This window comes from Neisseria sp. HMSC066H01 (assembly GCF_001837375.1).
GTDB lineage: Bacteria > Pseudomonadota > Gammaproteobacteria > Burkholderiales > Neisseriaceae > Neisseria.
In genome coordinates, this window is the sequence record NZ_KV832195.1 from 530,831 (window position 1) to 551,445 (window position 20,615).

A 20,615-nucleotide genomic window follows, 5' to 3' on the forward strand; every position below is an offset into this window, starting at 1 on the left:
GCCGTACTGGTTTAAAGTTAATCCACTATAATATTGATCGAGCGGGTTTGAATGCAATGGTGCACTCAATATACCTGCGGCAGAATGACTGCCGATATGTTGATTTCAATCTACAAAACAGATAATCCAAAGGCCGTCTGAAAACTGCTTTTTCAGCGTTTCAGACGACCTTTATTTGCTTTGCGGCGCGGGTTTAGCGGAAGAAATCACCCATGCCTGCAGGCAAGCCTTGGGTGAATGCACCCATGGTTTTGTTGGTGGTTTCTTCGGCTTTTTCAGAAGCGGCATTGATGGCGGCCAATACCAAATCTTCCAGCATTTCTTTGTCGTCAGCAGCCTCTTGAATCAAATCAGGGCTGATTTCAAGTTTGCGGACAACGTGGGAACAGGTCATCACGACTTTCACCAAACCATTGCCTGCCTCACCTTCAACTTCGGTTTCAGCCAGCTTGGCTTGTGCCTTTTTCATGTTTTCCTGCATTTGTTGAGCCTGTTTCATCAGGCCGCCTAATCCGGCTTTTCCGAACATATTTTACTCCTATGGGTTTGAATAAATGGGTTTCACTCATGCCGTCTGAAAAACGCTATTGCCTTTCAGACGACCTTGTATATTCAGTATGTTAAGAATTTCCTGCCAACTCTAAAGAATCCGGCAGCCATTGCGCTTCAAAGGTTTGCAAGATTTTCTGCGCCGTCGTATCCGCTTCCAGCAAATCTTGCGCCTGCTGCCGCCCTTCTTCTTGAATACGTTTGCGGCGCATCACCGGCGTTTCCCAGCCTTTATCATCTTGCCAAGGCTCGGTTTGCAGCCTTAAATTGCCAAGATGATAGGCCTCGCTCAACGTCTGGCAGATTTTGTCCAAGCGCTCTTTATTGGCAGTGGCTTTGGCCTCATCCGTCAACGACAGCATGATTAAACCTGCTTCCGCATCATAACTCGTCCATGCCGCATTTTGCGCCAACATCTGCGCCGCACCTAATTTACGGGCGAAGCGTTCGATAATGCTGTGCCAATTCTCTGTTTTAAACTCAGGCAAAGGAGCGAACTGAAGCTCTTCTTCATCCCCCTCCTCTTCTTCAGACTCAGCAGATGCACCCGGCTGCGGTACTTCCATTACATCAGCACGATGCGAATCTTCATATACATATGCTTCATCAAAATACGGAGGCGGAATTTCTTCATCCATGTGCGGATATTCTTCCGGCTCAGGGGCCGTCTGAACTTGTGCAACAGGCAATGGTTCCGCAGCTTCTTGCTTCTGCGCCGCTTGAATTTGAGGTGGCTCAGCCGATACTTGGCTCGGCATGTCTTCCCAAGGCGGTACATCCGCCTGTTGTTGCTGAACAGGCTGAACGGTTTCTTCAGACGGCCTTTCAACGGTATCCTGTTTGGTCGGAACAGCCTCTTTCTCAACCGCCGGTGCTGCTATCGGCTCAGATTTCGGCAGCTGAAAAGGCTTTTTTTCAGCCTCAGTTTTCTGATGGTCGGAATGCAAATCCGTGTGTTCAATCTGACTTTGCGTACCGCAACCCGAAGCGGCCAACGGCGCAAATGCAAGCATGCGCAAAAGCGTCATGACAAAACCGGCACACTCGTCCGGAGCCAGCGGCAAATCCTGTTTGCCATGAATAGCGCATTGATAATAAAGCTGAATCTGCTCGCCACTTAAAGCCTGACTTAAACGAAGCAAAGTTTCACGCTCAGGGTCGTCATTTGCCAAGGCGGAAGGAACGGTTTGAATCAAAGCCAAACGTTGCAACAGCATGGCCAACTCTGCCAATGCGCTGTCAAAACCAATCGCTCTGGCGGACATTTCCTGAGCTTTTTCCAGCAAGGCCTCACCGTTTTGATTGATGATTCCTTCAAGCAATTCAAACAAATATTGTTTATCGACCGCTCCGATCATCTGGCGGACATCTTGTTCGGCCACTTTACCCGAACCCATTGCAATCGCCTGATCCAAAAGGCTCAACGCATCACGCATCGAACCGGCGGCGGCACGGCCTAAAAGCTGCAAGGCCTGCGGCTGATAAGGAACGTTTTCACGGTCCAAAACATGTGCCAAATGCTCGGCAACCTGTTGAGTCGTCATGTTGCGCAAAACAAACTGCAAACAGCGGCTCAATACAGTAATGGGGACTTTGTGCGGATCGGTGGTCGCCAAAATGAATTTAACGTGTTCGGGCGGCTCTTCCAAAGTCTTCAGCATGGCATTGAACGCGCTTTTGGAAAGCATATGCACTTCGTCGATGATATAGACTTTGTATCTACCCGCAGTCGGCGCGTATTGGGCGTTTTCCAACACTTCGCGGATATTGTCGATACCGGTATTCGATGCCGCGTCGATTTCCAATAAATCCACATAACGGCCACTGTCGATTTGCGTACAGCTTTCACACTGACCGCACGGCTCGCCATGCACGGCATTTTCGCAGTTCAAGCTCTTGGCCAAAATCCTGGCAATCGTGGTCTTACCCACACCGCGCGTCCCTGTCAGCAGATAGGCATGGTGTAGACGGCCTTCGTCCAGCGCGTTGCGCAGGGCTTTGACGACGTGTTCCTGACCGACCAAATCGGCAAAGGTTTTCGGACGCCATTTTCGTGCAAGAACTTGATAAGCCATGTTGTTTCTCTACGGGAAATAAATCGGAAGGCCATCTGAAAAGAATTCTCCGCTTTTCAGACGGCCTCAGAAAATGGCATATATTCTAGCATTTTTTTGATTTTTATTAAGGATTTTCTATCAAGCCAACGGCGACAGCATATTACTGCAATGTTAGAATACTACACAAATGATAAACAATTTGAAGCTCAAATTATTATGTCTGAAATCATACTACGCAACCAATCAGCCACCATGCAAGTCAACACAATGGGCGGATATATTGATTCCCTGATTCTAAAAGGACGGGAAGTCTTATTTCCGAAAACCAGCGTTCAAGTCGGCGATGACACAAAATTACGCGGCGGCATGCACGTATGCCTACCCCAATTCGGACCTGACAGCAAAAATCATCTGGCCCAACATGGTTTCGGCAGAACCTCAGACTGGGAAATCCGCCATCAAAATGAATCAGATATCGGCTTGAAATTAATCAGCACAGAAAAAGGCTATGAACACGTCGAATGGTTGCTCGATTACAGCCTGCCTAACGAAAATGAAGCCATCGCCATCCTGACCGTCTGCAATTACGGCGAATCGCCCGTCCGCACTTCTCCAGGATTCCACCCCTACTTTACCGCCGCAGGTACACAATTTGATTTCAACGGCGCGCCATACGATGCTGACTATATCTCCCATACCGAATTTGTTTCCTCCGACCAAGATGCACACGTTGCATTTGACGGCTTAAAACTGGATATCCGTACCCACAATCTGCCTGTGTACGCACTCTGGAGCGATCGAAACGGCCAATATACTTGTGCAGAGCCAACCGCAGAAGGCAATGCATTTTTATCCCCTGCCCGAGGCGGACAATTTGTTTCAGGGCACAATAAAAAACGTTACGCCATGAAAATCAGACTGATGGCTTAACCTCCTTTACAAATTCTCGATATTTAAAAACCACCCCGAAGGGTGGTTTTCTTATGGTTTACAGGCTATTGTTGTTGATTGCATTCGCAATATCGCGTACCGCTGTTACATACATACGGCTGTGGTTGTATTGCCATACGGTGTAGAAGTTATTCAGGCCCAAATAGTATTCAAATACACCCGGGCTGGTTTCCAATGCATACAATACAGCCTTTTCATTATCGGCAACAGCAGCTTGAGGCACGACACCCAAGGCTTTGAAATCTGCGACAGTGCGTGTCAAAGCAGTTTTCTCATCGATAATCGCCTGCAAGTGCGGCGTAATCGTCAGACTGACCGGCACAATCATCTTACCGCCGGTCTGCCAGCCATGCTGTTTCATATAATTGGCGACAGAAGCCGCCACATCGCCGACATTATTCCAAATATCGCGATGACCGTCACCATCATAGTCCACCGCCCATTTACGGTAGCTGGAAGGCATAAATTGCGGCATGCCCATCGCGCCGGCATAGCTGCCTTTGAAGTCAAAGATATTTTCTTTTTCTTCTTTTGCCATCAGCAAAAGTTCGCTCAATTCGTTTTGGAAAAATTCGGCACGGCGTGGATAATCAAAGGCCAATGTACTCAAAGCATCAGCAACGCGGAAGCTGCCCGTATTTTTGCCATAATTGGTTTCGATACCAAGAATCGCCACAATCAATTCGGCAGGAACACCGTATTTGCGTGCTACATCATCAATTACGGCACGGTTTGCCGCATAGAATTGTCTGCCGCCGTTAAATTTGGCTGCACCGGAGTTACCGGTACGGAATTCATACCAAGGACGCGAAGTGCTTGGGCGGTACATAATGGTAATAATATTGCCTTTATACACCACGCCATTGAAGAAATTACGCAATTCTTCCGCACTGAAACGGCGGTTTTTCACTTCATATTGGATAAACTGCTGAACATTGACGTTTTCATTAAAACCGCTGCTGGCAACAGATTCAGCGGCAGCATCAAATACAGGTCGTTTTGCAGAGGAAACAGGCTCGACAGGTTTTGCCGTATCAACAGCAGGCTTTTGCGGAGTGCCGCATGAAGCTAAAGCCAAAGCAGTCAGACCTATCCCAAAGATTTTGATTTTATTCATAAATAATCTCTTTACTAAATAATACGACAAACCCGAACACGAATGAATATTCGGCCAATACATCATCTCTTCCGCTATATTTCCAAACAGACTTGAAAAATATAGACAAATCGATATTTACTTACTTCGGCTCAAGCAGATAAACAAGGCCGTCTGAAATTCAAGGAAACCCTTGATTTTCAGACGGCCTTGAATGAATCAATTACTCAGCGGCTGCAACAACAGCAACGGTAATTTTAGCAACAGCGTCGGTGTGCAGAGCCACTTCAACTTCGTATTCGCCAACAGCTTTCAAAGGACCGTTAGGCAGGCGTACGTTTGCTTTAGCAGCTTGGATACCGGTCGCAACAATCGCTTCAGCGATGTCAGCATTGGTAACAGAACCGAACAGACGACCATCAACACCGGCTTTTTGAGCAACAGTAATGGTTTGGCCTTCCAGTTTTTCTTGACGTGCTTTAGCATCAGCCAAGATTTCAGCTTGTTTGGCTTCCAATTCAGCGCGGCGTGCTTCGAATTCTTTCATGTTGGCTTCGGTTGCACGTTTTGCTTTACCAGCAGGGATCAGGAAGTTGCGTGCGTAACCGTTTTTAACGGTAACGATATCACCCAAGTTACCCAGACCGCCGATTTTTTCTAACAGAATAATTTGCATGATTTAAACTCCAAAATTATTTGTGTTGATCGGTGTAAGGCAACAGAGCCAGGAAACGGGCACGTTTCACAGCAGTAGCCAACTGACGTTGGTAGTGTGCTTTAGTACCAGTAATGCGGGCAGGGATGATTTTGCCGTTTTCAGAGATGAAGTCTTTCAACAAATCAACTTGTTTGTAATCAACTTCTTGGATTTTTTCAGCCGTAAAGCGGCAGAATTTTCTACGTTTGAATGATTGACGAGCCATTGTCGTTTAACCTTTATATTCTTTAATGTTCTGTATGCGTAGTACCGGCTTGGGGAAGCGTTGGCTGCGTTGCGCCAAAAAACCTTCCGACTCGATGACTGCATCTTGCCGATACTGCCATTCCTCAGCCTGCTTACCTAAAATCCGCGCGGGAATTTCAAATTTGACCAGACATTTCTGTCCGTTTTCTTCCTGCCAAGATTCATGTTGCAACACAATATCTAAAACAGGAATTCCTGCCGGCGTATATCTCAAAGGCTGAACCTGTAAGATACGGGCGGTAAGCTTAATCAGATTATTCAATCTTATTCGGCTGCTGCAACTTCTTCAGCCGCACCGTTTAGCAAGTTTTTTGCTTTTTCGCCGCCCAGCATTGGGGAAGCTTCAGTTACAGCGTGTTTTGTTTTGATGGTCAGGTGACGCAGTACGGCATCATTGAAGCGGAAAGCAGTTTCCAGCTCTTCAACCACTTCAGGAGTAGTTTCGATATTCATCAAAACATAGTGTGCTTTGTGGATTTTGTTGATTGGGTAAGCCAATTGACGGCGGCCCCAGTCTTCCAAACGGTGGATTTTACCGTTGGCTTCAGTAATCATGGTTTTGTAACGCTCAACCATAGCAGGCACTTGCTCGCTTTGATCAGGATGAACGATAAACACGATCTCGTAATGACGCATGTTATCTCCTTATGGATGATTAAAAACAGCCTTTCACCATGCGAAGTAAAAGGCAAGGCAAAGAGGCTGAATTTTATCCGCGTTTCTTAAAAAATACAAGTCCGGATTCAAAATCCACTTTCTTTTCAATTAAAAAACAACATTAGGCCTTATGGTTATTTCCTAGCAAACCACTCAACTATCTGCCAAAAATCTGCTAAAATCTGCCCCATCCTAATAAATACAGCATCAGAAGGCACACAATCATGGCTCTTTTGCAGATTTCCGAACCCGGCATGTCCGCCGCCCCCCATCAACACCGCCTCGCCGTAGGCATTGATTTAGGCACAACCAACAGCTTGGTGGCCACCGTACGCAGCGGCAGCGCAGTCTGTCTGCCCGATTCAGACGGCCGCACCACCCTGCCTTCGGTTGTCCGTTATTTGGATGGCGGAGTCGAAGTCGGCAAAAACGCCCTTTCCGCACAAAAAACTGATCCTCTGAATACGGTCAGCTCCGCCAAACGCCTAATCGGCCGCACCCTTACCGACCTCGCACAAGAGGCGCAATACCTGCCCTATCGATTTACACCCAATGAGCGCGTGGTCGAGTTAAACACCCGTCAAGGTGCCAAAACGCCTATCGAAGTATCGGCAGAAATCCTCAAAGCCCTCAAATCGCGTGCTGAAGAATCATTGGGCGGAGATTTGGTCGGTGCCGTCATTACCGTACCCGCTTATTTTGACGATGCCCAACGTCAAGCCACCAAAGATGCTGCGCGTTTGGCAGGCTTGAATGTATTGCGCCTCCTCAACGAGCCGACCGCCGCCGCAATCGCCTACGGACTGGACAACGCATCAGAAGGCACGTTTGTCGTTTACGACTTGGGTGGCGGCACATTCGACGTATCCGTATTGCAACTGACCAAAGGCCTGTTTGAAGTTAAAGCCACCGGCGGCAACAGCGCATTGGGCGGCGATGACTTCGACCATCGTTTGTTCTGCCACCTGCTCGAACAAAACGACCTTTCCAAACTCAACGAACAAGACAGCCAACTTCTGCTTTCCCTTGTCCGTACTGCCAAAGAAAAACTGACCACTCAAACCGAAGCCGTCATCGAGACCACACTTTCAGACGGCCATAAAGTTCATACCGTCATTACCCGCCAAGAGTTTCACAATCTGACCCAAAATCTGGTACAAAAAACCATCGAGCCCGTCAAACAGGCTTTGAAAGATGCCGGCGTAACCAAGGCCGATGTCAAGGGCGTGATTATGGTTGGCGGCTCTACCCGCATGTTGCACGTTCAACAAGCAGTTGCCACCTTCTTTGGTCAAACTCCGCTGAACAACCTCAACCCCGACGAAGTGGTTGCACTCGGTGCCGCCATACAGGCAAACGTCCTTGCCGGCAACAAAACCGACGGCGAATGGCTGCTGCTTGACGTTACACCTTTGTCGCTCGGATTGGAAACCTACGGCGGTCTTGCCGAGAAAATCATTCCTCGCAACTCCACCATTCCTACCGCGCGCGCGCAGGACTTCACCACCTTCAAAGACGGTCAAACCGCTATGACGATACACGTCGTGCAAGGCGAGCGCGAACTCGTTTCCGACTGCCGCAGCCTTGCCAAATTTACCCTGCGCGGCATTCCACCCATGGCAGCAGGCGCAGCGCGTATCCGCGTGACCTTCCAAGTTGACGCCGACGGATTGCTGTCCGTTTCCGCCCAAGAACAAAGCACCGGCGTACAGGCGCAAATCGAAGTCAAACCTTCCTACGGTTTAGACGACAGCACCATCACCCAAATGCTCAAAGACAGCATGAGCAACGCCGCCGAAGACATGGCCGCACGCGCACGCGCCGAAGCCGTAGTCGAAGCCGAAAGCCTGACCGACGCCGTCAACGCCGCCCTTGAGTTGGACAGCGATTTATTGGAAGCCGAAGAATTGCAACAGATTCAACAAGACATCGCCGCTTTACAAGGCCTCCTGAAAGACGGAAAAGCCGAAGACATCCGCGCCGCCGTCGCCAAACTCAGCCACAGCACCGACAACTTCGCCGCCAAACGAATGAACCGCAACATCCAACGCGCGTTGACAGGGCAAAGCGTTGATAATATTTGACGGCAAATGGTTTCAGACGGCCTTGAATCAAAAGGCCGTCTGAAAATCTAATATCCAAAACGACCTGATTACTTCTATGAGACTCTGGCACCAAACCCTTATCCCCCTCTCCCCCGCGCCCAGCTTTTGGGGCAACACCGCGAATGCGCTGCTTTACGCGGAGCAGGCTGGGGCAGGCCGCATGCGACGGTTAATTACGTTTTTACCCATTCGCCCTACAAACTCTATCTATATCACGCGTTGATTATGGAAGAGATGAAAAAGCGCGGTTACAAACCCGATGCCTTATGGAAAGACCCGCTATATCGTGGTAAAGCCGTTGCCCCATACCATTCGCACGCGGCTGAAACAGCTACTTCGCCGATTTATACCGAACATGATGATGCCTACTTGGACAAATGCCTGGAAAATTTAAAAAGTAAAGGCATCATGTTATAAACCCATTTTTCAGACGGCCTGAATATTGAATATCCAAGGCCGTCTGAAACCGCTTTAACCACAACCACTCTTAAACAACTGAGACAATAAAAATGCCAAAAATTACCGTACTCCCACACGCGACATTATGCCCCGAAGGCGCGGTTATCGAAGACGCACCGGAAGGCCAAACCGTCCTTGACGTACTGCTCGACCACGATATCGAAGTCGATCACGCCTGTGAAAAATCCTGTGCCTGCACAACCTGCCACGTGATTATCCGCAAAGGTTTTGACAGCTTGGAAGAACCAACCGAATTGGAAGAAGACCTGCTCGACCAAGCATGGGGCTTGGAAGCCGATTCACGCTTGAGCTGTCAGGCAGTCGTTGCCGATGAAGATTTGGTCGTAGAAATTCCTAAATATACGATCAACCACGCGCGTGAAGACCACTAAAACAAGGCTTAATGAAAAAGGCCGTCTGAAACCACAAATTCATGGTTTTCAGACGGCCTTTGGGTGATACAGCAAATTATTTGATATGAGGAAAAATAAAACGCATACGCGAAATCTGCATGGAGGCCACTTTCTGCGTAGCGGAATAATTTTCAATTTTTTCTTGCATTCTGATTTGATGCATATTGCCATTATAACGGGGAGCAGCGTTCTGAGATTTATTTACTGTCAGCAGTTCAGCCTCAGCCTTCAAAGCTTCCTCTGCCTCCATCGCCGAAAGTGCAGCCTCATCTCTTACCAAACCGAAACGCTCGATAATGACATTGGCTTCATCTATATAATGAGATTTGTCCGTGCCATTTTCCAACACCGTATCTTCAAGCACGACCGACAAATGCTTGCCGCAATTTTCGATACGCTCTGCGATACGCGAATAAACCATCCAACGTTTCAACCTCAACGCGCCTGCATCATCATTGGGTGAAGCGGCATCCAGTTTAATCAAACCATAATGCTTGCCGTAATACAGACGGAACACCAGCTGCTTCAAACCTTCTGTTTCGTCCAGCATCCGATAAAATTCGCGAACCAACAACAGCAAACGGTCAAATGCGCCTGCTTTAGACAGATACTCCGGATCATCGGAAGCAAGCGCGTAAATCAGTTTGGACAGCTTGGCGTTGAGTGCGTTATTCATCTTTTTTCCTTTTATTTTTAAGTGATGGATTGTCTTAAGAGCCATTCCAAAAAATTTGGTTGCATAACAAAGTGTAAATTTTGCATGAAAACCAAATCATTCAAAACAGAATAGAAAGTATAAAACGGCAGATTCAAAGAGAATATGCCGTAAGTTTTAAGTGTCTTGCCGTATTTTATCGCAAATATGCTATTTTGTTAAAAAATAACATCATTATTTATCTGCCTATCTTCCGTAAAACAATCTGGCAGTCCGACTTCTTCTTGATTAAAATAATTACTAATAGCCCAAACCCAATAAAGGAACACATCATGAAATGGACAGATACCCAACGCATCGCAGAAGAACTCTACGACTTACACGGCGATAGCATTGATCCGAAAACCGTACGTTTTACCCAACTGCGTGATCTGATTATGGCTTTGCCTGAATTTGACGATGATCCAGCGCGTTGCGGCGAGCGTATTCTCGAAGCCGTGCAACAAGCATGGATAGATGAAGCAGAATAATCTTTCCTCCCTTCCCTATCAAACAAGGCCTCAGGCAGTTTTTCAGACGGCCTGAGGTCTTTATTAAATCTATTCATACAATTTCGGAAAATTTCGAAATTGACTCATGTTAACCTCAAATTTATTATGCAGTCTGACAACAAATAAAAGATATGCAGAAGGTGCATAACCATGAATCACGCTCGAGAAATCGCCGCTTTAAACAACAGCCTTTCTGATTTGAAAGGCGACATCAATGTTTCGTTCGAATTTTTCCCGCCGAAAAACGAACAAATGGAAACCATGCTATGGGATTCCATCCATCGCCTGCAAACCTTGCATCCGAAATTCGTTTCCGTAACCTACGGTGCAAACTCCGGCGAACGCGACCGCACACACAGTATCGTTAAACGCATCAAACAAGAAACCGGCCTTGACGCAGCCCCTCACCTGACCGGTATCGACGCCAGCCCTGACGAGTTGCGTCAAATTGCCAAAGACTATTGGGACAACGGTATCCGCCGCATTGTTGCCCTGCGTGGCGACGAGCCGCCTGGCTACGAGAAAAAACCTTTCTATGCCGAAGATTTGGTCAAACTGTTGCGCTCCGTGGCCGACTTTGATATTTCCGTAGCGGCCTATCCAGAGGTGCACCCGGAAGCCAAATCCGCACAAGCCGACTTAATCAATCTGAAACGCAAAATTGATGCGGGTGCAAACCACGTTATTACCCAATTCTTCTTCGACGTGGAAAGCTATCTGCGCTTCCGCGACCGTTGCGTGATGATGGGCATTGACGTTGAAATCGTTCCCGGCATCCTGCCTGTAACCAATTTCAAACAATTGACCAAAATGGCTCAAGTGACCAACGTCAAAATCCCAAGCTGGCTGTCTAAAATGTACGAAGGTTTGGATGACGACCAAGGCACGCGCAACCTTGTTGCCGCCAGCATCGCCATCGACATGGTCAAAGTCCTCTCGCGCGAAGGTGTCAAAGACTTCCACTTCTACACCCTCAACCGCAGCGAACTGACTTACGCCATCTGCCATATTTTGGGCGTGCGTCCGCGTTAATAAAACAGACGGCCTCCCCATTCTGATTTACAATATCGAACATTCAGGCCATACCGGCCTGATTCAAAATTCCAACTAGGAGAGTTAACATGACAACATTGCATTTTTCAGGCTTCCCGCGCGTCGGTGCCTTCCGCGAATTGAAATTCGCACAAGAAAAATACTGGCGCAAAGAAATCAGCGAGCAAGAATTGCTGGCTGTTGCTAAAGACTTGCGCGAGAAAAACTGGAAACACCAAGCTGCTGCCAACGCTGATTACGTTGCTGTAGGCGATTTCACTTTCTACGATCACATCCTCGACCTGCAAGTTGCCACCGGTGCCATCCCTGCCCGCTTCGGCTTCGACAGCCAAAACCTGTCTTTGGAACAATTCTTCCAACTGGCGCGTGGTAACAAAGACCAATTCGCTATCGAAATGACCAAATGGTTCGACACCAACTACCACTACTTGGTGCCTGAATTCCACGCCGATACCGAATTCAAAGCCAACGCTAAACACTACGTTCAACAACTGCAAGAAGCCCAAGCTTTGGGCCTGAAAGCCAAACCGACCATCGTCGGCCCATTGACTTTCCTGTGGGTAGGTAAAGAAAAAGGCGCTGTCGAATTCGACCGTCTGAGCCTGTTGCCTAAACTGTTGCCTGTTTACGTTGAAATCCTGAACGCTTTGGTTGAAGCCGGTGCCGAATGGATTCAAATCGACGAACCTGCTTTGGCTGTCGACCTGCCTAAAGAATGGGTGGAAGCCTACAAAGACGTTTACGCCACTTTGAGCAAAGTAAACGCCAAAATCTTGTTGAGCACTTACTTCGGTTCCGTTGCCGAACACGCTGCCTTGCTGAAATCCCTGCCTGTTGACGGCCTGCACATCGACTTGGTACGCGCTCCTGAGCAACTGGACGCATTTGCCGACTACGACAAAGTTCTGTCTGCCGGCGTTATCGACGGCCGCAACATTTGGCGCGCCAACCTGAACAAAGTTTTGGAAACTATCGAGCCTCTGCAAGCCAAACTGGGCGACCGTTTGTGGATTTCCAGCTCTTGCTCTCTGCTGCACACTCCATTTGACTTGTCAGTTGAAGAAAAACTGAAAGCCAACAAACCTGACCTGTACTCTTGGTTGGCATTCACCCTGCAAAAAACCCAAGAATTGCGCGTTCTGAAAGCCGCATTGAACGAAGGCCGTGACTCTGTTGCCGAAGAACTGGCCGCCAGCCAAGCTGCCGCCGACTCCCGTGCCAACAGCAGCGAAATCCACCGTGCAGACGTTGCCAAACGCCTGGCCGATTTGCCTGCCAACGCAGACCAACGCAAATCTCCATTTGCCGACCGTATCAAAGCGCAACAAGCATGGTTGAACCTGCCTCTGCTGCCGACTACCAACATCGGTTCTTTCCCGCAAACTACCGAAATCCGCCAAGCACGCGCGGCCTTCAAAAAAGGCGAATTGTCTGCCGCTGATTACGAAGCCGCGATGAAAAAAGAAATCGCCTTGGTGGTTGAAGAGCAAGAAAAACTGGACTTGGACGTACTGGTACACGGCGAAGCCGAGCGTAACGACATGGTCGAATACTTCGGCGAACTGTTGAGCGGTTTTGCATTCACCCAATACGGCTGGGTACAAAGCTACGGCTCACGCTGCGTGAAACCACCGATCATCTTCGGTGACGTAAGCCGTCCTGAAGCCATGACCGTGGCTTGGTCTACTTACGCACAAAGCCTGACCAAACGCCCGATGAAAGGTATGTTGACCGGCCCTGTAACCATTCTGCAATGGTCTTTCGTCCGCAACGACATCCCACGTTCTACCGTGTGCAAACAAATCGCACTGGCTCTGAACGACGAAGTATTGGATCTGGAAAAAGCCGGCATCAAAGTCATCCAAATTGACGAACCTGCCATCCGCGAAGGTCTGCCTTTGAAACGTGCCAATTGGGATGCTTACCTGAACTGGGCCGGCGAATCCTTCCGCCTGTCCTCTACCGGTTGCGAAGACAGCACTCAAATCCACACCCATATGTGCTACTCCGAGTTCAACGACATCCTGCCGGCCATCGCCGCTATGGACGCTGACGTGATCACCATCGAAACTTCACGTTCCGACATGGAGCTCTTGACCGCGTTCGGCGAATTCAAATACCCGAACGACATCGGCCCGGGCGTTTACGACATCCACAGCCCACGCGTACCAACTGAAGCTGAAGTTGAGCATCTGCTGCGCAAAGCCATCGAGGTTGTACCGGTTGAACGTCTGTGGGTTAACCCGGACTGCGGCCTGAAAACACGTGGCTGGAAAGAAACTCTGGAACAACTCCAAGTGATGATGAACGTAACCCACAAATTGCGTGCCGAACTGGCTAAATAATGTGAGTTAGATGAAAAGGCCGTCTGAAAATTTTCAGACGGCCTTGTTTTATTTATCAATATTTAAACCATAAAGATTACGGCTTCAACAACTTACAAAATCCCTGTCGTTGTATGATGTTCTTCCACTCCTGATGTATACACGTTCTGAGTATGGTGATACACAGTCTCTTTAGTCGTTTCGACAATATGGTTGGCTTCCGACAGAACATCACTCAATGCCACTTTACTGCCGGTCGTATTCACTTTTTTCAGTGCCGCGCCGTTATGGCTATTGCCTTCAGAATACGTGTTGATGTCATTCTCAAAGCGCAGCCATGAATCATATAGTTCACCTTTAATGTCCGTCAGGATTTTGTTGTTGGCCACATTTAAAGATGCCTTACCCTTAGGGTTGGTACTGTGTACGTCTATCAAAGCATCATTCAAATCACCGCCAAGTTTCAATGTGTTATTGGTGATGTTGTACTCTTTGGCATTGCTCTTTAAATAAGCAAATTCAACATAGCCTTCAGATTCTTCGCGCACGGAAATTTTGTTGTTGTGAATTGTCACCGCACCATGCATAGCGACATTACCATGGTGTTCTTCCACATAAACCGGTACCGCGCCTTTCATAATCTTGCCGATATCGGCATCATTGCCGCTGATGGTAATGGTACCGCTACCCATGCCGTTTTTAGATAAAACGCGGTCGTAAGTATCGTTGATGACGGCAATCAGATATTTGGTGGATTCGCCGCTGATCTTGTTGTTTGCCATATTGAGTGTGTAATCCATTTTGCTTTCATGGTTACGGAACTCAATCGCGTAGGTCTGAATATTATTTTGATAAACCGTCAAATTTTTAATGACATTATCGCTGATATCAAAATAGCCTTTGTCAGCCGAGTGCAAATCTCTGTATTGGGTGTTGGTTTGCACCTGAATACCTGAATACATGTGGTAGTACTTGCCCAAGTCATCATCAACATTCAAACGGAAGTTCGGGTCTTGGATAATGGTATTGCCGGTAATTTTGACTTTATCCATAGAAAACTGGCGGTTGTAGGCGACAATACCATACAGCCGGTCACCCGTTAACACATTGTTTTCAATGACAATGCCTGTACCATCATGCACATCCAAACCCTTGCGGTAGTTGTGGTCGGTCGTGTTTTTACGGTATGTGATGCCGTAATTGTAGCTGCCGGCAGCCACGGCCATACCGTACCCTGTCCCGCCATCCGCTTCGTGGCCGTTCCAATCCAAACGGTTGCCCTCGCCGATAAAGTTTTGTTGGAAACCAATCAGCGCACCGGCAACGCGGTTGTGGTGTAGATACGAATCGACAATACGGTTGTTTTCACCCAAAGGCAGCGCTTCGTATTTTTCATCAATTTCGCCGCTTTGTACGCGCTCTTTAAAGGTCAGCTTATGGCCTTTTTCCGTTTCCAAAGAAGCGGTCGAGGTAAACATCACACCAGCACGGTTGGCACCGGAAACCTCTACTTTGCTGATTAAAGTATTGTCCGCATCGTTGACCAAAATACCGTTTACCTTGCCAAAATAGCTTAAACCTTTGCGGTAAAAATCAGGGTTGGTATATTGAACTGACAAATCGGCAATGGTTTTATTGTTTTGCCCATCGATCAAGATACCGGCAAATTCTCGGATATCGTCATGGTTGGTGTCCGGATTGAATTCGCCTGTTTGTGCTTTATCAAACGTTACTTTGGTTTTGTCCATGCCCGAACCAAACAAGCCGCGCGCGCCGGAGACGGTTTTATCCATCACAATCTGATTGGAAATATAGTAAGTACCATCCAAGAAGACCATGGCTTTTTCTTTATGCGCCGCCTCTAAAGCCGCTTTAAATGCCTGAAGGCTGTCTTTTTTACCCTGCGCATCGGCACCAAAATCATTCACGCGAACGTAATTGCCATACTCTTTGGATTCATACACGCGGTATTTTCCGGATAGACCTTCCCTGCCTTCGGCATGGTCGTCAATTTTGTTTGCTTTGCCTGAACCGAGGAGGCCGTCGTGGCTATTGATTGCTTTTTTACCGGAAGAAACGCCCGCTATTTTGTCATGGCCGTCTGAATCCTTCAGATTCTTTTTATGGACAATCTCAACGGTTTCTTTTTCTTCGGCAACTCTGTCTTCCGCCTCTTTTTCTTTGCGTGCGGCTTCGAGTTTGGCTTTACGCTCTGCAACCGCTTTTTCGACTGCTGCTTTATGCGCTTCTTTTGCGCGCTCGACCGCCTTTGCTTTGGCAGCGGCAGCCTCGGCTATTTTTTTTGCTTTGGCTTCTTCGTAAACTTTTTGCCGTTCAGCCAGGACTTTTTCCATCGATTGATTAACCGGTTCTTTTGAAACAACGTGTTTGCTCGCTACTTTAGGCGCAATGGTATGTTTACTGGAAACGCTGCTTACAGAAGCAACACTGGCCCGTGCAACATGCATTTTGGTCACAAGGCCGTCTGAAGATGATGAAGAACTGTCAAATCTTGCTGCCTCCGCCACATGCACTACTTCTCTCGTTACCGTATTTTTACCGCTTAATTGCTTAAGCTCAGGAGAAACCGACGGCATATCCCCCCAATTGTGGGTGTGTATCCATTCTTTTAGAGGAGAAGATGATTTGGAATTTGCTTCAGGTGTAGATGAGCCGTGACGAATATGGGTACGGCCAAGAGGAGCAAGTTTATGTGACATAATCAGCGTATTTCCTTGTATCGAATATCGCCTTTCCCACCGCACAAGCGTGCGACAAAAAAGCCGATTGATTAAAGAGGTAAGACGGATTCTGTCGTAACAACAATTACCTGTATAAAGGCCAAACTGAAGTTGGCCGCTTTGAGAAACTCGGCAGCGTTTCCCCTTCTGCCGGTTTTCTGATTGGAAACGGTCATGGTGTCAGACAGAACCCTTGGATGACTTTATATAGGCAATCTGTCCGCGTACCATGTGTCCGGTTATTTTTGACGGAAATGTATCAGAGTCCCTTTTTAATTGATTAGTTCATCCAAAGTTAAGTTATTTTTGATTTTTATAGCAAAATTAAAATGGTTTTATCTTGCATCGTTTTCCTTTTTGGCTTGACAGAGTGAATCCCGCGAAACCAAAAAGGAGGGAAATTCTAACACGATATGTTTTTAGCATTCCCCATTTAACTAAATTTACAAAATATACAGAATAAATATCTATAACTATTTTTAACTTCTTCTAAAAATCAATAAAATTCGATATTTCCAATATGTATTTTTACAACATGCCTGCGCATTATATACCGATTATCTAAAAATACTACCGTTTGTTTAAAAAATTTAGCATTTTATTATCGCTTTCCCCATCAAAAAACCAATAAAAAAAGGCCGTCTGAAAAAATATTTCAGACGGCCTTTTATATTCACTGCGTTCTACTTAACAAACTTCGACCAACCAGCCGTGTTTGTCTTCTGTCAAACCGTATTGAATGTCCGTAATTGCCTTACGGATTGCATAACCGCGCTCTTGGCTCTTCACTTCGATTTCTTTGCCGTCAATCACGAAAGAAGTTACCGGAGAAATAACCGCAGCCGTACCGGTCAGAATCGCTTCCGCACCATTCTCAATCGCAGTTTTCAGCTCATCGACAGTAAAGTTGCGCTCGGTAACGGTGTAGCCCAAATCTTTGGCAACAGTCAATACAGAATCGCGGGTAACGCCGTGCAAGAATTCGTCGGTCAACGGTTTGGTAATGATTTCATCGCCGTTAATCAGGATAAAGTTAGACGCGCCGGTTTCCTGAACGTCGCCATTCGGACAGAACAATACTTGGTTTGCCCCGTGCTCTGCTTTGGCTTTCAATACCCAAGGCATGGCGGAAGCGTAGTTGCCGCCGCATTTCACGCGGCCCATGTGCGGGGCGCAACGGATATGTTCGGTTTCCACCAAGATTTTAACGGGCGAACCGGCTTTGAAATAGTCGCCGACAGGAGAAGCCAAAATGTACAGCAAGGCTGTTTCGGAAGGAGAACCGGCTTTACCGATCACAGGGTCGGTACCGATCAAAGTCGGACGCAAGTACAAAGCAGCAGGCGCGTCAGGGATTTCCTCGGCGGAGCGTTTGACCAATTCGATCAAAGCATTCAAATAAGCTTCCGTTTCAGGACGCGGCAGGTGCAGAATATCTGCGCTTTGCTGCATACGCGCGATGTTGGCGGTCGGGCGGAACATCACGATTTTGCCGTTTGCCTGACGGAATGCCTTCAAACCTTCAAAACATTCGCTGCCGTAATGCAAAGCATGTGCGCCGGGGGCGAGTGTCAGGTCTTTGGAAGATTGCCATTCTACCGGTTGCCATTTACCTTCACGATAAGCGATAACGGGCATTTCAGCGTGAAAAACGCTGCCGAATACGGCTGGGACTGGTCTGCTCATGATGATTGCCTTTCTTATTCTGATTTGTAAGATAATAACTAAAGACTGAACAATACGCCTTTCAATATGGGTTTGACAAGTACCCGTCAGCATTAAAGATACCCTTCCCATGCCGTCTGAAACATGCCGTCCTATCCGAAATCCGGCAAATCGTTTAAACTGATACCATTTTTCAGACGGCCTGCCCCAACCGCGGCCCACCCGGAGCAACCCATGAAACTCATCTATACCATCATCAAAATCCTGATTCTTCTTGTTTTCCTCCTGCTGGCCATCACCAATACCCACACCGTATCCTTCTTCTACCTGCCCGGCCAAAACGTCAATCTGCCGCTGATTGTCGTGCTTTTCGGTGCCTTTATTATCGGCATCGTGTTCGGTATGTTTGCCCTCTTCGGCCGTCTGCTGACCCTGCGCAGCGAAAACAACCGCCTGCGTGCCGAAGTGAAAAAATACGCCCACCTTTCCGAAAAAGACCTGACTCCGGTTAAAACCGAAACACCGGCAACGGCTTCCGAAACCGCTCCCAAAGCGTAACGCCACCAATCAATAAAGGAATACCATGGACAACGAATTGTGGGTCATCTTACTGCCCATCGTCCTCCTCCCCGTTTTCTTCGCTATGGGCTGGTTTGCCGCGCGCGTCGATATGAAGACCGTCCTGAAACAGGCCAAAAGCATACCGGCCGGCTTTTACAAAAGCCTTGACGCCCTCGTCGACCGCAACAGCGGCCGCGCCGTGCGCGAATTGGCGGAAGTGATCGACCAGCAGCCGCAGTCATACGACTTAAACCTGACCCTAGGCAAGCTCTACCGTCAGCGCGGCGAAAACGACAAAGCTATCAATATGCACCGCGCCCTGCTTGATTCGCCCGACACAGTCAACGAAAAACGCGCGCGCGTGCTTTTTGAATTGGCGCAAAACTACCAAAGCGCAGGCTTGGTGGACCGTGCCGAGCAAATCTTCCTCGGCTTGCAGGAAGGCGACATGGCACGCGAAGCCCGCCAACACCTTTTGAGCATCTACCAACAAGACCGAGACTGGGAAAAAGCCATCGAAATGGCGCAGCTCTTAAGCCATGACGAACAAACCTACCAGTTTGAAATCGCCCAGTTCTATTGCGAAATCGCCCAAGCCGCGCTGTTTAAATCTAACTTCGACGCCGCCCGCTACAACATCGGCAAAGCGCTCGAAGCCAACAAAAAATGTACGCGCGCCAACATCATTCTCGGCGACATCGAATACCGTCAGGGCAACTTCCCTGCCGCCGTAGAAGCGTATTCCGCCATCGAGCAGCAAAACCACGCCTATTTGAGCATGGTCGGCGAGAAACTCTATGAAGCCTATGCCGCGCAAGGCAAACAGGAAGAAGGCCTCAACCGCCTTATCGGTTATATGCAGACCTTTCCCGATCTTGACCTGATCAACGTCATTTACGAGAAAGCCCTGCTGCTCAAAGGCGAAACTGAAGCGGCGCAAATCGCTGTCGAACTCGTCCGCCAAAAACCCGACCTCAACGGCGTGTACCGCCTGCTTGGTTTGAAACTCAGCAGTATGAATCCGGAGTGGAAAGCCGATACCGATATGATTCGTTCCATCATCGGCCGCCAGCTGCAAAAAAGCGTCATGTACCGCTGCCGCAACTGCCACTTCAAATCCCAAGTCTTCTTCTGGCACTGCCCGGCCTGCAACAAATGGCAAACCTTTACGCCGAATAAAATCGAAATTTGATCAAGCGTTAAGCATGAAAAAAGGCCGTCTGAAATCTTTTCAGACGGCCTTTTTATGACAACGCAAATATCAAAGTGGCTCAAAATATAGTTTTACATACCAACAATATTTGCTCAACAACGCTGGTCTGCCCATGCCAAGGCCGCCGCAACCTGCGCCTCAATATCGGCATTAAATTCGCCGGCACGGTACGCATCGCGCAATTCCGTGCGACGGGTTTCATCTGCCGCAATTTGGTTCAACACCACTTGCGGAAACTCGCTAAACACAGGCCCTGCCTCTTCATGTCCGATTAAAAACAGCGCAGGGATTTTTTGGTTGGTACGGACGATTTCCTGTTGGCGCGGATTATCGAAACGGCTGCTGTCGTCAAAATCACTGCGGGCAATATAGTTGACACGGATATTGGGGTTCAACTCCGCCATTTTTTGAATAAACGGCACAAACACGCGGCAATCGGGGCAGTATGGCGCAGCGGCAAGCAGCCAGTTTTGCGGACGGCTGATCTTTTTAACCGCCGCTGCCGTTTGCGCCGACAGCTCGGTCGCCTGATAGAGTTGCTGCTGTTTCAATTTGTCTTCTTCGGTATCAAAATCCAAATATTCTGTATAAGTGGCCATGC

19 protein-coding genes and 1 pseudogene are annotated in these 20,615 nt (G+C 48.1%); 9 read left to right on the top strand and 11 right to left on the bottom strand.

Annotated elements, in window-relative coordinates; genetic code table 11:
- Positions 1 to 193 precede the first annotated feature (193 nt).
- Both HMPREF2551_RS09310 and dnaX read right to left on the bottom strand, forming a co-directional pair.
- The gene (locus HMPREF2551_RS09310) at positions 194 to 529 is read right to left on the bottom strand and encodes a YbaB/EbfC family nucleoid-associated protein (RefSeq protein WP_003678854.1); all 336 of its coding nucleotides are present in this window, start codon (positions 527 to 529) and stop codon (positions 194 to 196) included.
- 91 nt (positions 530 to 620) lie between these two features.
- A complete protein-coding gene (gene dnaX / locus HMPREF2551_RS09315) occupies positions 621 to 2,624 on the bottom strand; it encodes a DNA polymerase III subunit gamma/tau (protein ID WP_070838629.1) in 2,004 nt (667 codons plus the stop codon).
- Between the two features lie 198 nt (positions 2,625 to 2,822).
- On the opposite strand from dnaX, the gene HMPREF2551_RS09320 reads away from it, so the two are divergent.
- Positions 2,823 to 3,536, top strand: a complete 714-nt coding sequence (locus HMPREF2551_RS09320) for an aldose epimerase family protein (RefSeq protein ID WP_070838700.1) — start codon at positions 2,823 to 2,825, stop codon at positions 3,534 to 3,536.
- A 58-nt stretch (positions 3,537 to 3,594) separates the two neighbouring features.
- On the opposite strand, the gene mltB is transcribed toward HMPREF2551_RS09320, so the two are convergent.
- The 5 genes from mltB to rpsF form a co-directional block, all read right to left on the bottom strand.
- On the bottom strand, positions 3,595 to 4,674 hold the full coding sequence (gene mltB / locus HMPREF2551_RS09325; protein ID WP_070838631.1) for a lytic murein transglycosylase B: 1,080 nt from the start codon (positions 4,672 to 4,674) through the stop codon (positions 3,595 to 3,597).
- A gap of 202 nt (positions 4,675 to 4,876) precedes the next feature.
- Positions 4,877 to 5,329, bottom strand: a complete 453-nt coding sequence (gene rplI / locus HMPREF2551_RS09330) for a 50S ribosomal protein L9 (RefSeq protein ID WP_036490126.1) — start codon at positions 5,327 to 5,329, stop codon at positions 4,877 to 4,879.
- 16 nt (positions 5,330 to 5,345) lie between these two features.
- A complete protein-coding gene (gene rpsR, locus HMPREF2551_RS09335; protein WP_003678863.1) occupies positions 5,346 to 5,576 on the bottom strand; it encodes a 30S ribosomal protein S18 in 231 nt (76 codons plus the stop codon).
- Between the two features lie 6 nt (positions 5,577 to 5,582).
- Positions 5,583 to 5,885 carry a primosomal replication protein N gene (gene priB, locus HMPREF2551_RS09340; protein WP_180947864.1) on the bottom strand — a complete coding sequence of 101 codons (303 nt, stop codon included), beginning with the start codon at positions 5,883 to 5,885 and terminating at the stop codon, positions 5,583 to 5,585.
- Complete coding sequence (gene rpsF / locus HMPREF2551_RS09345) at positions 5,882 to 6,253, bottom strand: 30S ribosomal protein S6 (protein WP_004519252.1); 372 nt, start codon at positions 6,251 to 6,253, stop codon at positions 5,882 to 5,884. Before rpsF ends, priB begins: the two co-directional genes overlap by 4 nt.
- A 245-nt stretch (positions 6,254 to 6,498) precedes the next feature.
- Here rpsF and hscA point away from each other — a divergent pair, with 245 nt between their 5' ends.
- The 3 genes and pseudogenes from hscA (at position 6,499) to fdx (ending at position 9,230) form a co-directional block, all read left to right on the top strand.
- Positions 6,499 to 8,358 carry a Fe-S protein assembly chaperone HscA gene (hscA, locus tag HMPREF2551_RS09350; RefSeq protein WP_070838633.1) on the top strand — a complete coding sequence of 620 codons (1,860 nt, stop codon included), beginning with the start codon at positions 6,499 to 6,501 and terminating at the stop codon, positions 8,356 to 8,358.
- 76 nt (positions 8,359 to 8,434) lie between these two features.
- Positions 8,435 to 8,796 (top strand): annotated as a pseudogene (locus HMPREF2551_RS09355) (TIGR02328 family protein).
- Between the two features lie 92 nt (positions 8,797 to 8,888).
- Entirely contained in the window at positions 8,889 to 9,230 is a 342-nt protein-coding gene (gene fdx / locus HMPREF2551_RS09360; protein ID WP_003686005.1) for an ISC system 2Fe-2S type ferredoxin, read from the top strand.
- A gap of 76 nt (positions 9,231 to 9,306) precedes the next feature.
- Here fdx and HMPREF2551_RS09365 read toward each other — a convergent pair whose 3' ends face one another.
- Positions 9,307 to 9,927 (bottom strand): hypothetical protein, encoded by a 621-nt coding sequence (locus HMPREF2551_RS09365; RefSeq protein WP_070838635.1) that lies wholly within the window; start codon positions 9,925 to 9,927, stop codon positions 9,307 to 9,309.
- A 311-nt stretch (positions 9,928 to 10,238) separates the two neighbouring features.
- On the opposite strand from HMPREF2551_RS09365, the gene iscX reads away from it, so the two are divergent.
- The 3 genes from iscX (at position 10,239) to metE (ending at position 13,855) form a co-directional block, all read left to right on the top strand.
- Positions 10,239 to 10,436, top strand: coding sequence for a Fe-S cluster assembly protein IscX (gene iscX, locus HMPREF2551_RS09370; protein WP_003682097.1), 198 nt, complete (start codon positions 10,239 to 10,241; stop codon positions 10,434 to 10,436).
- A 171-nt stretch (positions 10,437 to 10,607) separates the two neighbouring features.
- Positions 10,608 to 11,489: a methylenetetrahydrofolate reductase gene (gene metF, locus HMPREF2551_RS09375; protein ID WP_070838637.1), complete on the top strand. Its 882-nt coding sequence runs from the start codon at positions 10,608 to 10,610 to the stop codon at positions 11,487 to 11,489.
- Between the two features lie 89 nt (positions 11,490 to 11,578).
- Positions 11,579 to 13,855, top strand: a complete 2,277-nt coding sequence (metE, locus tag HMPREF2551_RS09380; protein ID WP_070838639.1) for a 5-methyltetrahydropteroyltriglutamate--homocysteine S-methyltransferase — start codon at positions 11,579 to 11,581, stop codon at positions 13,853 to 13,855.
- Positions 13,856 to 13,947: 92 nt separating this feature from the next.
- Here the strand turns inward: metE and HMPREF2551_RS09385 are convergent, their stop codons facing one another.
- Together HMPREF2551_RS09385 and ilvE are read right to left on the bottom strand one after the other, a co-directional pair.
- Positions 13,948 to 16,188 carry a right-handed parallel beta-helix repeat-containing protein gene (locus HMPREF2551_RS09385; RefSeq protein ID WP_070838702.1) on the bottom strand — a complete coding sequence of 747 codons (2,241 nt, stop codon included), beginning with the start codon at positions 16,186 to 16,188 and terminating at the stop codon, positions 13,948 to 13,950.
- 1,074 nt (positions 16,189 to 17,262) lie between these two features.
- Positions 17,263 to 18,261: a branched-chain-amino-acid transaminase gene (gene ilvE, locus HMPREF2551_RS09390; RefSeq protein WP_036493516.1), complete on the bottom strand. Its 999-nt coding sequence runs from the start codon at positions 18,259 to 18,261 to the stop codon at positions 17,263 to 17,265.
- Positions 18,262 to 18,474: 213 nt separating this feature from the next.
- On the opposite strand from ilvE, the gene HMPREF2551_RS09395 reads away from it, so the two are divergent.
- Together HMPREF2551_RS09395 and lapB are read left to right on the top strand one after the other, a co-directional pair.
- Entirely contained in the window at positions 18,475 to 18,798 is a 324-nt protein-coding gene (locus tag HMPREF2551_RS09395) for a LapA family protein (RefSeq protein WP_036490154.1), read from the top strand.
- 25 nt (positions 18,799 to 18,823) lie between these two features.
- Complete coding sequence (lapB, locus tag HMPREF2551_RS09400; RefSeq protein WP_070838641.1) at positions 18,824 to 19,993, top strand: lipopolysaccharide assembly protein LapB; 1,170 nt, start codon at positions 18,824 to 18,826, stop codon at positions 19,991 to 19,993.
- Positions 19,994 to 20,106: 113 nt separating this feature from the next.
- Here lapB and HMPREF2551_RS09405 read toward each other — a convergent pair whose 3' ends face one another.
- Complete coding sequence (locus HMPREF2551_RS09405) at positions 20,107 to 20,613, bottom strand: thioredoxin family protein (protein ID WP_070838643.1); 507 nt, start codon at positions 20,611 to 20,613, stop codon at positions 20,107 to 20,109.
- Positions 20,614 to 20,615 lie beyond the last annotated feature (2 nt).